Here is a 13,869-nt window from a genome sequence, read left to right as displayed (position 1 = left end):
TTTGATGGGCGACCGCCTTCTCGCGATCGATACGGCCACCATCGCATGTTCCGTTGCTTTATTCGAAGGCGATCTACTGATTGCTTCGGACTATGCCGCAATCGGCCGAGGACATGCGGAAAAGCTTATTCCGGCGATTGCGCAACTTCCCGACCGCGGCAAAGCGGATAAAATTCTGGTGAATTGCGGACCGGGCAGTTTTACCGGCGTTCGTATCGGCATTTCCGCGGCAAAAGCCTTGGCACTGGCCTGGGGCGCGGAAATCCATGGTTACTCCTGCCTCGCGCTAGTAGCGGCGCAGGCGCAGAAGCAGCTTGAAACAGTTCGACCGGTCTGCGTGGCCATGCTTGCAGGCCATGGCGAATATTTTTTGCAGAATTTCTCCAGCAACGGCGAACCGCTGGAGCCGTTTGCCTCACTTACCCCCGAGCAAGCAGCAGCATCGATCAAAGCCGACATCATTGCCGGATCCGCCGCGACGGAGCTTGCCGGGATAGTCGGCACAATTGAACACTATCCAATATTGCCAAATGCTTCGCAAATCTCTTTAGTGGCGAGCGATATGAAAAAAATGTCATCGAAACCCGTTTATGGACGCAAACCGGACGCCCAGCCAGCGAAAGCCTCCTGAGCGATGGCCAGTCGCCATAAGCCGTGGGAAGCCCCTGATTCGGCTTCGATCGATGTGGGCCCCGGTGATTTCAGCAATTTGAGTGACGTTATGCGGGTTATGGAAGCTGCATTTCCCAAAACCTATGGCGAAAGCTGGAACCATCACCAATGCCGGTCGATGCTGGCAATGCCCAGTGCGAAGCTTTTGATCGCACGACAGAAAGATACAATCTGTGGTTTTGTGATCAGCCGTCAGGCAGCGGATGAGGAAGAGCTTCTGATGATTGCGGTGTCTCCGGAATGCCAGAAACACGGCGTCGGCTATGTGCTACTCGAACAGATGTTCCTGATCGCTCGAGAAAACGATGTTTCTAATATTTTTCTGGAAATGCGGGCAAATAACCCGGCGGGGAAACTCTACGCAAAATTTGGTTTCCGCGAGATCGGGTTACGCAAAGCTTATTACACTGGTCCGAATATGGAAAAATTCGACGCGATAACCTATAAAGCTGCCGTCACCCCCCTATTTAAAAGATAAATGATTTCGAACGTTTGACTGTTGCAGCCTGTGTTCGTTCGTGTAAATAACGGCCGGCAAGAATTGCAATATAATAATAATGGTCGCAAAAAGGTACTATATTATGACAGAGGAAGAAATCGCTCTGAACGAGACGCTTATTACGCTCACTTCAGATATCGTTGCGGCGCATGTTAGCAACAACAGCGTCGCCGTATCAGATTTACCTATTATCATCAGCAGTGTTCATGGAGCTCTTGCCGGTCTTTCCGGCAAAGCTGCGGAACAGGCCCGCCCTGATCCTGCCGTTCCGATTAAATCATCTATCAAAGCGGATTATGTTGTCTGTCTGGAAGATGGCAAGAAGCTCAAAATGCTGAAGCGCCATCTGATGACTCATTATAGCATGACTCCGGAAGATTATCGCGCAAAATGGGGCCTGCCCAACGATTACCCGATGGTCGCCCCCAATTATGCTGAGAAGCGCCGCCAGCTTGCCAAGGCTATCGGCCTCGGCAAGAAAAAGGGTCCGAAGAAGTAAATAACTTCACTATTGCATCGAAATTAGAAAATTGCGGCAATATTGCCGCAATTTTCGCTTTGCAATATCTTCCACCCCGCATAGAGTCTCCCCAACGATAACGGAAAGGCTCCATGCCACAAAAAATTGATCTTGAAGCATTATGTGCAGAAAAAGGGTTGCGGATCACTGACCAGCGTCGCGTAATCGCGCGTGTCATTTCCGATGCCGAGGATCATCCGGACGTCGAAACCCTGCATGAACGTGCCTCAGCGGTAGATTCCCGCATTTCGATTGCAACGGTTTACCGGACGGTTCGCCTGTTTGAAGAAGCCGGCATATTGGACCGTCACGATTTTGGCGATGGTCGGGCCCGCTATGAAGCCGTTCCTGAATCTCACCATGATCATCTGATCGATGTTGAAACCGGAAAAGTTATCGAATTTGTCGATCCCGAGCTTGAAGCGCTGCAGAAGCAGATTGCAGAAAAACTAGGCTATCGCCTGGTTGACCACCGCATGGAGCTATATGGCGTATCTCTCGCCAGAAAAAAATAAAGTGCCCAACCCCGATTCTGAGGCTCGACCTTGTGATACCCAGCCAATGGCGTACCGTCTGTGGGACGGAGCAACGCCGTTGGGCTATTTGAGATTTTCACTGCGGATCATCCTGCTGTTCGCTGCCCTGTTCGTCTGCGTGCCATTTTACTATATTTGGCGGCTTTTGCGGCTTCCCAATCCCTGGCCACGAACGTTCCTGAAGATTGCAGCGTTCGCATGCGGTGCGCGAGTCAAGATCAAGGGCATACCGATAAGGCGGGATGTCTTTTTCATATCCAATCATCTGTCATGGGTGGATATTGCGATTCTGGGCGGACATAGCGGCACCGCTTTTGTTTCAAAGGAAGAAATCGGGAACTGGCCGATCATCGGCTGGCTCTGCCGGCTCAATGACACCGTCTTCGTTTCCCGGTCGGACCGGATGGGTATAGCCCAGCAAATCAACCAGTTGCGGGATGCTCTGGAGGAGACCTGGGCGATCACGATCTTTCCCGAAGGCACGACGACCGATGGCTCGACCCTGCTCCCATTCAAGGCGCCGCTGCTAAAAGTGCTGGAGCCGCCCCCGCCGGGCATATTGGTGCAACCGATATTTCTCAACTACGGAGAATATGCGCATGAAGTCAGCTGGACGGGCGAAGAAAGCGCGCCGTCAAATGCCTGGCGCCTGCTGACGCGGCGCAGCAGTTTTCTGGTTGAAGTCAATTTTCTGGAGCCCTTCGATCCTGACCATTATTCGTCGCGAAAAGATATCGCAGCCGAGGCCAGGCGACGGATTGCCGAACCGCTTTCGGCTTCCCTGGGGGGCAAACCCATTGTATAGGCGTGTTCTATGACTCAAGCCGATCTTAAAAAATTCCACATCAAATCCTTTGGCTGCCAGATGAACGTCTATGACGGCGAGCGCATGTCCGAACTGCTCGTCGATCAGGGCATGAGCGCCGCGGAAAATGGCGAAGAAGCCGATCTGGTGGTGCTGAATACCTGCCACATCCGGGAAAAGGCAGTCGACAAGGTCTATTCCGATATCGGGCGGTTGCGCAGAAAAGACGGCAGCAGTCCGATGATCGCGGTCGCGGGCTGCGTCGCGCAGGCCGAGGGGAAAGAAATCTCCCGCCGCGCACCCAGCGTCGATATCGTCGTTGGACCGCAAGCCTATCACCGGCTGCCGGAACTGATGGCAACCGCGAGATCGGGCAAGAAAGCGCTCGACACGGACATGCCCGCCATATCGAAATTTGATGTCCTGCCATCACGCGGGAAACAGGCACGGCCAACCGCATTCCTGACGGTGCAGGAAGGTTGCGACAAATTCTGCACCTATTGCGTGGTTCCCTATACTCGTGGCGCAGAAATCTCCCGTCCCTGGGCAGATCTTGTCGATGAAGCAAAAGCTCTGGTCGACGGCGGCGCGCGCGAAATCACTTTGCTCGGACAGAATGTCAATGCTTGGACCGGCGAAGACGAAAAGGGCAATCATCAGGGACTCGACGGCCTGATCCGGGCGCTCGACCAAATTTCCGGTCTGAAGCGTATTCGTTACATGACCAGCCATCCCAATGACATGACCGAAGGACTGGTCGCCGCGCATGGCGAAGTTGCCAAGCTGATGCCCTTCCTCCATCTGCCCGTCCAGTCCGGCAGCGACCGCATCCTGAAAGCGATGAACCGCTCGCACAGTGTGCAAAGCTATCTCACCATTCTCGAGCAAATGCGTGCGGTGCGGCCCGATGTCGCGCTTTCGGGCGACTTCATAGTCGGCTTCCCGGGTGAAACCGATCAGGATTTCGAGGAAACCCTCCAGATCGTCCGGGACGCGCAATATTCCCAGGCATTCTCGTTCAAATATTCTCCTCGCCCCGGTACGCCGGCAGCGGGAATGGACGACCAGATCGCACCGGAAGTCATGGACGAGCGTTTGCAGAGATTGCAAGCATTGCTGAACGAACAGCAATATGCGTTCAACCAGCAAACCGTGGGCCGCACGACCGATATATTGCTCGAACGGCAAGGCAAGCTGGATGGCCAGTTGATCGGCAAGACGCCATGGCTGCAATCGCTGCATATCGTCTCGCCCGATCTGAAGATTGGCGATTTGGTTGAAGTCGAAGTCACCCGCGCCGGCCCGAACAGCCTCACCGGCGAAATCAGAGAAAGAATGGCCGCCTGATGGTCCAGAAAACAAAAGCCGGATCCGCCGGAAACATCGTAAAACTCGATCTGGAATTCGAAGATCCTCAGATACTGGGCGATCTGTTCGGCGAATATGACCGGAATATCGTGGCGATCGAAAACCGTCTTGGTGTCTATATCGCTGCTCGCGGAACGAAGCTGAAAATCGAAGGCGAGGCAGAAGCCGTCTCGCAAGCGCGGGATGTTCTCACCGGAATCTACAATCGTCTGGAACAGGGTCAGGAAATTGACAATGGCGCAGTCGAGGCGATCATCGCCATGGCGGCCGACCCGCGCGTCGCCAAGGTAGCAAAGCAATCTGCTGGTAACGGCAAAACCACGAAAAACGACGTCGCTGATGCACCGAAGGTGATGATCCGGACGCGCAAGAAAACCATTTTCCCGCGTTCCGTCCGGCAGGCCCATTATATGGAGGCCCTCGCTCGCGACGATATGATTTTTGCTCTTGGCCCTGCAGGAACCGGCAAAACCTATCTGGCGGTGGCGCAAGCCGTTTCCCAGCTAGTTAGCGGTTCTGTCGACCGGCTCATTCTTTCGCGCCCTGCCGTCGAAGCGGGCGAGAAGATCGGTTTTCTTCCAGGTGATTTGAAAGAAAAGGTCGATCCGTTTCTGCGCCCCCTTTACGACGCGCTATATGACACGCTTCCCGCGGAGCAGGTGGAAAGACGTATCGAGAGCGGCGAAATAGAGATCGCTCCGATCGCCTTCATGCGCGGACGCACTCTCGCCGACGCCTTTGTCATTCTCGACGAGGCGCAAAATACAACAGCGGCGCAGATGAAAATGTTTCTGACCCGCTTTGGCATGAACAGCCGGATGGTGATTTGCGGAGACCCCAAACAGGTCGACCTTCCAAAAGAAGCGGTCTCAGGGCTTGCCGATGCCGTATCCAAGTTGAAGGATATCGAAAGAGTCAGCGTAGTCGAATTTGGCGCCGGCGACGTCGTCCGCCACCCGCTGGTCGGAAAAATCGTCGAAGCCTATGAAGGCAAAGATGCTGCAGACTGAACTGATTGCGTCTCCCGAATGGGGAAATGAACAGGACTGGACGGAATTGGCCGCGCGGGCGGCGAAGGCCGGCATCGCCGCGTCCTCCCATGCCGATCTCTTGTCCCGGAATTTTGAAATGGAGCTAAGTGTCAAGCTCTCGGACAATGCCGATGTCCAATCTCTGAACAAGGCTTATCGCGGCAAGGACAAGCCAACCAACGTCTTGTCCTTTCCCCAGATCCAGCCAGACCTGCTCGAAGCGCTCGCGAATACCGACGACGGAGAGGCCTTGCTCGGGGATATAATCCTGGCATATGAGACCTGTCGCGACGAGGCCTCCGCCAAGGAGATTTCCTTTTCCGACCATATTACACATTTGATTGTGCACGGGTCGCTGCATTTGCTAGGATATGATCACGAGAACGAGATCGATGCGGGGATGATGGAAAATTGCGAAATCAATGCCTTGGCAACATTGGGCATTGCCAATCCCTACGCAGAACAGACGTAAAGCGGGTAATCAAGAAATACTATGAGTGACGTTGAAAAGGAAAATGGCACGGGCGTGATTCGCAACAGTGGCCAATCCAAGGAAGATGACGAGCCTGGGCGAATATGGCGGAGCCTGAAGGCTCTGCTATTCGGCAATACCGAAGATAATAGTCTGCGCGCGCAGATCGAAGAAGTCATTGATGACCATGAGAGTGATGCCGAAGCCGATCCCAATGGCCGACAGGACGTATCATCGCTGGAACTCGAAATGTTGCGCAATATGCTGCATTTCAGCGAGAACCGGGTTGACGATATAGCCGTTCCCCGGGCCGACATGATCGCTATCGAGGAAAGCTCCCCGTTTAGCGACTTTGTCGATATTTTTTCCGAACACGGCCATAGCCGCATTCCGGTCTATCGCGAGAATCTCGACAATATTATCGGCATGATCCATATCAAGGATATCTTCGCAATTGTCGCCAAAGGCGGAAAACATCCGGACGATATAACCCCATTTCTCCGGCAGCCTCGCTTCGTTCCGGAATCCATGGGCGTACTCGATCTGCTGGCAGAAATGCGCGCAACCCGCACCCATCTGGCGATCATTTTTGACGAATATAACGGCACCGAAGGTCTGGTTACGATCGAGGATATTGTCGAGGAAATCACCGGCGAGATTGAAGACGAACATGATGACGAACCGGTCCCGATGCTGGTCAAGCTGGACGATGGCATATGGGAAGCAGATGCCCGCGCAGAACTGGATAATGTCGGAGTAGCCATCGATCCGGCGCTGGAAGAAATTGACGAGGATGTCGATACGATCGGCGGGCTTTGCTTCGTCCTTGCCGGACACATTCCTGCGGTCGGAGAAAGACTAGAGCATCCGAGCGGCTGGATATTGGAAATTACCGAAGCCGACGATCGCCGGGTGACCAAATTGCGTCTGCACCCGCCAGAACAGGTTCACGGATAGCAGGTTCAGTTCACCGCCAGCTGTTCAGCACGAGCACGCCAGTTTTCTGCAAGCAACGGGTTATTTGACAGCGCCCTGAGTTCAGCGTTTCGCCCCTTGTGCTGACCGCCGATGATCAGGTCGAACAGCCGGTCAAGCGGCCATTCGGGCAACGGCCGACCCTGCTGAACGAAGTCGTCCCCTGCCCGCACCATGCCTGTTTCCAGAACGCGGAAATAGCTTCCTGATTTCCCCGTCTTCACAACGGTTTTCATAACGTCCGCTTTGCCAAAGCGATGATTGAGCTTCCAGCACGGCTGCCGGGCATGGCTGCACTCGATCAGCGCGTCCCCCAAGCGAAAGATATCGCCAAGGCAAAGCCGATCTTCGGTCAATCCGGTGCAGCTGAAATTTTCACCAAATGCGCCGGGCCGCTCCAACAGGTTCAGATCTGGATATTTTTCCTGCCAGAACGCATAATGTTCGGCCGCATAGAGATGAACCGCCTTGTCACGGCCGCCGTGCCGGAGCGGATCGCCAACCTGATTGCCTTCGAGGCCTTCAAAGCCGAGCATCGCGGCATCATCCGTCGACATTTTGGCTATCGCGCTCATTTCGCCATCATCGCGAAATGGTTTCGGGGTGCCTATCAACAATTGGTCGAGCTGGGTCCGTATCATCACAGCTTGCTAGCGGAGCAAGTTCATATTGGCAATTCCCCGCTGACTATGCTTGAAGGCGGCTATGGAAATCAGTGACCTTCGCATTGCTCTTTATAGCGGCAATTATAATTTCGTACGCGACGGCGCCAATCAGGCGCTCAACCGGCTTGTGGATTATCTGCTACGTCAGGGAGCCGCCGTTCGGGTCTATTCGCCAACCACCGACACGCCGGCGTTTGAACCGACCGGTGATCTGATCAGCGTACCTTCCGTCGCCTTTCCCGGACGCGGTGAATATCGCTTTCCGACCCGCATTTCCAGCGATGTGCGCAAGGATCTCGAACAATTCAATCCTAATATCATGCAGATATCGAGTCCCGACCGGGTAGGCCACAAGATGGTATCGTGGGCGCGTCGCGAGAATATTCCTGTCCTCGCTTCTGTACACACGCGGTTCGAGACCTACCCCCGCTATTATAATCTCGCCTTTCTGGAACCGGTGATCGAAGCGATTTTGCGACGACTATATCGGCGATGCGATGCGCTGGTGGCACCGTCCGAGTCAATGGCCCAAGTTCTCCGCGACCAGCGGATGAACTATGACGTCGGCATCTGGTCGCGTGGCGTCGACCGCGAGATATTCAATTCCAGTCACCGGGATATGGCATGGCGTAGGTCATTGGGCATCGCAGACGATGAACCGGTCATTGGTTTCCTCGGACGGTTGGTGATGGAAAAGGGTCTCGATGTCTTTTCCGACACAATTGATGAACTCAAACGCCGCAAGGTGACGCATAAAATAGTCGTCATCGGAGAAGGACCGGCCAAGCAGTGGTTCGAAGAAAGAATTCCCGGCGCCATTTTTGCCGGGTTCCAGCAAGGCAGCGATCTTGGCCGCGCGGTTGCCAGCATGGATATGTTGTTCAATCCTTCGGTTACCGAGACCTTTGGCAATGTCACACTCGAAGCAATGGCCTGCGGGCTACCGGTCGTCGCTGCAAAGGCAACCGGCAGCCAGAGCCTGGTCAAGCATAACGATTCCGGCAAGCTCGTCAGACCGGGCGCAATTCGGGAATTTGCGGATGCACTGCAACTCTATTGCGAGAATATTGACGTGCGCAACGCCCACGGTTCCGCCGGAGAAAAACGCGCGGAAGAATATAGCTGGGACCAGATCAACAATGCCGTCGCGCAAACCTATGTACGACTGGTGCGTCAGCGCCAAGCCGGTCATGGTCCGATCAAACAGGCTGCCGTCCGCTGACCATGCAAGGCCTGTTTGACGATAAAAAGGACCAGCAAGGCGAACCAGACAATATGCCCGAGGCACCCTTGGCCGACCGGTTGCGGCCGCGCCAACTGGCCGACATCGTCGGGCAGGACCATCTGGTGGGCACCGACGGCACTATTGGCCGGATGATCGCAGCGGGAAGACTATCCTCGATCATATTGTGGGGGCCTCCGGGGACGGGAAAAACCAGCCTAGCGCGGTTGTTGGCCGATCAGACCGAATTGCATTTCAAGGCAATATCGGCGGTCTTCTCCGGCGTGGCGGAACTCAAAAAAGTCTTTGCCGAGGCCGAGATGCGGTTTCAGTCGGGCAAGGCGACCTTATTGTTTGTCGACGAGATCCACCGCTTCAATCGTTCGCAGCAGGATAGTTTCCTGCCTTATGTCGAGCGCGGTACGGTAGTGCTGGTCGGAGCGACAACCGAAAACCCGTCCTTTGAACTCAATGCCGCTCTGCTTAGCCGTGCGCAGGTGCTTATTCTCAATCGACTGGATAAAGCGGCCCTTGGCCAGATTCTGGAAAAAGCGGAAACAATCGAAGACAAATCCCTCCCGCTAACCGTCAATGCGAGAGAGGCGCTGATCGCCAGCGCAGACGGAGACGGCCGGTTTCTGCTCAATCAGGCCGAGACGCTGTTTTCGCTGGATATCAAAGACCCTCTCGACCCTCACCAGCTGGCAAAAATCCTGCACCGCCGGATGGCGGTCTATGACAAGGATCGCGAGGGTCATTACAATCTCATCTCGGCGCTGCACAAAGCGTTGCGGGGGTCGGACCCCCAGGCCTCGCTTTATTATCTGGCAAGGATGCTGGTGGCGGGAGAACAGCCACTGTTCCTGCTGCGCCGGATCGTTCGTTTTGCCGTCGAGGATATCGGGATGGCCGATCCGCAGGCGCTGGTGCAGGCGCTGGCCGCGAAACAGGCCTATGAATTTCTCGGCAGTCCGGAAGGCGAACTGGCAATTGTCCAGGCCTGCCTCTATTGCGCAACCGCACCAAAATCCAATGCTGCCTACAACGCCCAGAAATCCGCATGGAAATCCGCGCGGGACACCGGCTCGCTGATGCCTCCGCAGAATATTCTCAACGCCCCGACCAAGCTGATGAAGGAAATCGGCTATGGCTCGGGCTATAGCTATGATCATGAAAGTGACGACGGCTTTTCGGGCGACAATTACTGGCCGGAAGAAATGCAGCCCCAGAATTTCTACCAGCCTGTAGATCGGGGCTTTGAACATAAGATCCGCGAACGCCTGGATTATTGGGAGAAATTGCGTGCTGAAAAAGCTGGTTAGTATTTGTGCCTTGGGCGCGTTGTTGCCGATCAACGCCTTTGCCCAAGAGAAAGAGCCCACACGCTATGACCGAGCGCTGGCTGCAGGATATAAAGCCCAGTTTATCTGTTCAGGCCTGTGGAACGGCGGAAAATCGCTCGCCGATATCAAGGCAGATGAATTGACCGGTATATATGACCGGATCGCGGATATCGTACCTACCTTGCCGGAAGAAATCGACGAGAGTGAACGGCAGGTCCGTGTCGCCTTTGCCGATGATGCGCCGCCTCGCGTCGCCATCTGGAATCGCAGCAGCGGTTGCACATCCATGCCGATTGGATCTGCCGGACTCAAAACCGGTGCGCCGGTTAAAGCCCGAGTGTTCGCCGATGATCGTCCATGGCCGATGGGCGATATCACCCCTGCCCCGGTAAAAAGCGCTTCGCAATTTGCCGCCCGCGCTGTGACGGAAAAGGCGTTCGATGCCAGCACTTACGGCGAAGGTAGCAAAACAAGCGCCGTCCTGATAGTGCACAACAACGGGATTATCGCCGAACAATATAAAGCCGGCCATGATCTGCACACTGGGCAACGGACATGGTCAGTTGCCAAATCTATCGCCGGGACTCTGATCGGCCATTCGGTGCAGCAGAATATGGCCCATGTGGGCGCCAAAGCCGCTTTACCCCAATGGCAAAAATTTGGCGATCCGCGCAGCGCGATCACCCTGGATAATCTCATGCGCATGGCCAGCGGCTTGACCAGCGACACCGCCGGCAACCGCACCGATGGCATTTACATGGGTGCTACCAGCGTTAGCCAGCAGGCCACCAGCTGGTCCTTACTCGAACAGCCGGGCACGAAGTTTCGCTACGCCAATAATGACATATTACTGGCAGTGCTCGCAGCCCAGGCTGCCCATGAAGACAAGAGAAACAAGCTTGGCAACTATATGCCGGAGAAGCATGACTTCGATCCCGTCGCCTTCTTCCAGAAGCTGGACATGACCCGCACCTATGTCGAAACCGACTGGCAGGACAATTATATCCTCTCCAGCCAGGTCTGGACCACGGCGCGCGATCTCGGGCGGCTCGGCCAGCTTTATCTCAACAATGGGGTCTGGAACGGCGAACGACTGCTGCCGGAAGACTGGCGGGATTATGTCAGCGCCGCGTCCGGACCGCAGCCGGATGGTGATTTCGGCTATGGTGCTACATTCTGGCTGATGAACAAGTCAGCCGGCGTTCCGAAGGATACACTCGCCGCCTTTGGCAATCGCGGACAATATCTGGTGATCATCCCCTCCATGGACCTTGTGATCGTTCGCCGTGGCTATGACTCCGGCGATGGCCGGTTCGATATTGCGGCATTTACGCGTGATATCGTGAAAGCTCTAGCACCGTGACCTCTTTTCGTGGGGCAATCTGCACCGCTCTGACCGGTCCCGAATCTATCCAGATGCAGACCAGAGAAGCCAGACCATTAGCATCCGGAGAAGTGCGTATCGCAGTGAAGGCAGCCGGCCTGAACTTCCCCGATCTGCTGATGACCCACGGCAAATATCAATTCCGTCCGGATCCACCCTTCGTGCCCGGACTGGAAGCGGCCGGCGAAGTCATCGAAGTGGCACCGGATGTCCAGGGCATAAAGCCCGGTGATCGCGTCATGGCCGGAGGCAAAGGCGGTGCACTGGCCGAGCAATGGATTGTCAACGAAGCTGCCGTCTCTCCTCTGCCCCCGGCTCTTACCTTCAGCCAAGGCGCCTGCTGGCAAACCGGAGCATCGACCGCCTGGCATGCTCTGATCGCACGCGGGCATCTGCAACCGGCGGAGAGCGTCCTCGTTCTCGGCGCAAGCGGGGGTGTCGGCATGGCAGCCGTCAAAATGGCAAAGCATATCGGTGCGACAGTGATCGGCACCGGGTCCACTGAAGAAAAGCGAGACGCCATCCGCCAAGCAGGCGCTGATCATGTTCTGAATCCTGCCGACAAGGATCTGGCCGCCAAGGTCAAGCAATTCACCGACGGAAAAGGCGTTGATGTCGTCTTTGATCCGGTCGGTGGCGACCTTGCCTTGACCGCTACCCGCGCGATCGCCTGGGACGGGAGATATCTTATCGTCGGCTTTGCCAGCGGCGGGATTCCATCCTTTCCGGCAAATCATGTCATGATCAAGACCTACAGCCTGATCGGCGTCCGTGCTGGCGAAAGCCCCCGCCGCGATCCGGCATTGGCAAAACGCCAAAGCGCGGCGCTGAGAGAATTGGCAGCGGATGGCATAATGCAACCATATATTTCTCATTCCTTCCCTCTGAATGAAACAATAAAAGCGCTTTCGGTGCTCGAACAGCGCGAAGCAATCGGACGGGTTGTCGTCGAGATGAAGACAAGTTCTTGATCTTTACGAGTTTTTACGCGGCCAAATTTCATAGTGTTTATTGATTCCTGTCCATTTGTTAAGAAATGTGCTATTCACAATCCTGCGAATTAACTGAAAGATAGGGGAAGCTACATGGATGGGATGCGAATAGGCAATTATGCTCTAGATACGGAGTTGATGATGATATGGGGTGAAAAACTGGGCTTGGCCCTGATCATTCTGGTTGGCACATGGATTTTGGGCAAAGCGGCCAAATGGACCTTTGCCAAACTGGTCGACAACGTGACCTTTCTCCAACGCGACACTTCAGCCGGCACGTCAGTCGGTGAATCACTGGGCAAGATTGTATCCCTGCTGATCTGGCTGTTCGGATTACTAATCATCCTGCGCGTTCTCGGACTGGGCGGCGTCGACGCACCCATCCAGACCCTCCTCAACAGCATCATGGGTTTTGTTCCCAACCTGCTGGGTGCTGCGATCATATTCTTCATCGGAATGGTGGTTGCACGGATCGTTCGCGACCTTGTCGTGACCGCTTTGCAGACTGTGGATTTCGACAAATGGGCCAATCGTGGCGGTATCGATGCGGTTACCGGCAATTCGACGATCAGCAAGACGATCGGAACCATCATCTATGTTCTGATTATTATCCCGATCGCGATTCTGGCTCTGGAAGCACTCAATCTGGAATCGGTTTCAGGACCAGCCAGCGATATGCTCCGCATGATCCTTGAAGCAATCCCGAACATCATCGGCGCTGCTATCATCCTTGGTATCGGCTATTTGATCAGCAAGTTCGTGGTTCAGATCATCACGGAAATACTGCCCGGTCTGGGTGTTGACCAGTCGGTAGCTGCTCTCGATATCCTGCCTGCGACAACGTCACTGACGGCGGTACTGGCAAGAATTGCGCAGGTAGCGATCATGCTGTTCTTCGCGATTGCAGCGATGCGCTTGCTCGGATTTGCAGAACTGACGTCAATTCTTGACCAGGTTCTCGAGCTCGGCGGAAGAGTTATCTTCGGCTCGATCGTGATCGCAGTCGGCTTCCTGATCGCCAACCTGCTGTCCCGAATTGTCGGCGGCACGGATGAAGGCAGTCTGGCTTCTACGATTGTGCGCTATGCGACGATCATATTGTTCACCTTCATGGGCCTTCAGTTCATGGGTGTCGGACAGGAAATCGTACAAACCGCGTTCACGGCCTTGGTCATCGGCGGCGCTGCTGCTGCTGCACTGGCCTTTGGCTGGGGTGGACGCCACGTTGCCGGCAAATTGTTGGAAAATCTCTACGCCAACCCGCCGAAGCCGAAAGCACCTGCTGCGAAAAAACCAGCGGTACGGAAAGCTCCGGTACGGAAAACAGTCGTCAAAAAATAGGCACTGGTCAGAAAAATGGAGAACAAGGGCGGGTCCGATGGGCC

General features: G+C 55.1%; 15 protein-coding genes. 14 read left to right on the top strand and 1 reads right to left on the bottom strand.

The genetic code is table 11. From position 1 onward, the window contains the following. The first annotated feature begins 4 nt into the window (after positions 1-4). The 9 genes from tsaB (at position 5) to AAC060_RS06460 (ending at position 6,860) form a co-directional block, all read left to right on the top strand. On the top strand, positions 5-631 hold the full coding sequence (gene tsaB / locus AAC060_RS06500) for a tRNA (adenosine(37)-N6)-threonylcarbamoyltransferase complex dimerization subunit type 1 TsaB (RefSeq protein ID WP_339824186.1): 627 nt from the start codon (positions 5-7) through the stop codon (positions 629-631). A gap of 3 nt (positions 632-634) precedes the next feature. Then, positions 635-1,150 (top strand): ribosomal protein S18-alanine N-acetyltransferase, encoded by a 516-nt coding sequence (rimI, locus tag AAC060_RS06495; protein ID WP_339824185.1) that lies wholly within the window; start codon positions 635-637, stop codon positions 1,148-1,150. 103 nt (positions 1,151-1,253) lie between these two features. After that, complete coding sequence (locus AAC060_RS06490) at positions 1,254-1,670, top strand: MucR family transcriptional regulator (RefSeq protein WP_339824184.1); 417 nt, start codon at positions 1,254-1,256, stop codon at positions 1,668-1,670. Between the two features lie 113 nt (positions 1,671-1,783). After that, complete coding sequence (locus tag AAC060_RS06485) at positions 1,784-2,206, top strand: Fur family transcriptional regulator (RefSeq protein ID WP_339693446.1); 423 nt, start codon at positions 1,784-1,786, stop codon at positions 2,204-2,206. A gap of 46 nt (positions 2,207-2,252) precedes the next feature. Next, positions 2,253-3,032, top strand: coding sequence for a 1-acyl-sn-glycerol-3-phosphate acyltransferase (locus tag AAC060_RS06480; RefSeq protein WP_339824182.1), 780 nt, complete (start codon positions 2,253-2,255; stop codon positions 3,030-3,032). A 9-nt stretch (positions 3,033-3,041) separates the two neighbouring features. Beyond that, positions 3,042-4,379 carry a tRNA (N6-isopentenyl adenosine(37)-C2)-methylthiotransferase MiaB gene (miaB, locus tag AAC060_RS06475; protein ID WP_339824181.1) on the top strand — a complete coding sequence of 446 codons (1,338 nt, stop codon included), beginning with the start codon at positions 3,042-3,044 and terminating at the stop codon, positions 4,377-4,379. Beyond that, positions 4,379-5,410: a PhoH family protein gene (locus AAC060_RS06470; RefSeq protein WP_339824180.1), complete on the top strand. Its 1,032-nt coding sequence runs from the start codon at positions 4,379-4,381 to the stop codon at positions 5,408-5,410. Before miaB ends, AAC060_RS06470 begins: the two co-directional genes overlap by 1 nt. Continuing rightward, on the top strand, positions 5,397-5,903 hold the full coding sequence (gene ybeY / locus AAC060_RS06465) for an rRNA maturation RNase YbeY (protein WP_339824178.1): 507 nt from the start codon (positions 5,397-5,399) through the stop codon (positions 5,901-5,903). Before AAC060_RS06470 ends, ybeY begins: the two co-directional genes overlap by 14 nt. A 21-nt stretch (positions 5,904-5,924) precedes the next feature. Next, entirely contained in the window at positions 5,925-6,860 is a 936-nt protein-coding gene (locus tag AAC060_RS06460; protein WP_339824176.1) for a hemolysin family protein, read from the top strand. 5 nt (positions 6,861-6,865) lie between these two features. On the opposite strand, the gene AAC060_RS06455 is transcribed toward AAC060_RS06460, so the two are convergent. Further along, positions 6,866-7,414, bottom strand: a complete 549-nt coding sequence (locus AAC060_RS06455) for an MOSC domain-containing protein (protein ID WP_339824716.1) — start codon at positions 7,412-7,414, stop codon at positions 6,866-6,868. 169 nt (positions 7,415-7,583) lie between these two features. Between AAC060_RS06455 and AAC060_RS06450 the strand changes: the two genes are divergently transcribed. The 5 genes from AAC060_RS06450 to AAC060_RS06430 all read left to right on the top strand — a co-directional run bounded on the left by AAC060_RS06450 (position 7,584) and on the right by AAC060_RS06430 (position 13,825). Continuing rightward, complete coding sequence (locus AAC060_RS06450) at positions 7,584-8,765, top strand: glycosyltransferase family 1 protein (RefSeq protein ID WP_339824174.1); 1,182 nt, start codon at positions 7,584-7,586, stop codon at positions 8,763-8,765. A gap of 53 nt (positions 8,766-8,818) precedes the next feature. Continuing rightward, the gene (locus AAC060_RS06445) at positions 8,819-10,087 is read left to right on the top strand and encodes a replication-associated recombination protein A (protein WP_339824172.1); all 1,269 of its coding nucleotides are present in this window, start codon (positions 8,819-8,821) and stop codon (positions 10,085-10,087) included. Further along, on the top strand, positions 10,068-11,471 hold the full coding sequence (locus AAC060_RS06440; RefSeq protein WP_339824171.1) for a serine hydrolase: 1,404 nt from the start codon (positions 10,068-10,070) through the stop codon (positions 11,469-11,471). Before AAC060_RS06445 ends, AAC060_RS06440 begins: the two co-directional genes overlap by 20 nt. Next, entirely contained in the window at positions 11,468-12,463 is a 996-nt protein-coding gene (locus AAC060_RS06435; protein WP_339824170.1) for an NADPH:quinone oxidoreductase family protein, read from the top strand. The genes AAC060_RS06440 and AAC060_RS06435 overlap by 4 nt, the downstream gene beginning before the upstream one ends. Positions 12,464-12,622: 159 nt before the next feature. After that, the gene (locus tag AAC060_RS06430) at positions 12,623-13,825 is read left to right on the top strand and encodes a mechanosensitive ion channel (protein WP_339824168.1); all 1,203 of its coding nucleotides are present in this window, start codon (positions 12,623-12,625) and stop codon (positions 13,823-13,825) included. Positions 13,826-13,869 lie beyond the last annotated feature (44 nt).

This window comes from uncultured Parasphingorhabdus sp., from assembly GCF_963975555.1.
Taxonomy (GTDB): domain Bacteria; phylum Pseudomonadota; class Alphaproteobacteria; order Sphingomonadales; family Sphingomonadaceae; genus Parasphingorhabdus.
Note: the sequence above shows the minus strand (reverse complement) of the source record. Positions and strands in the feature narration are given on the sequence as shown.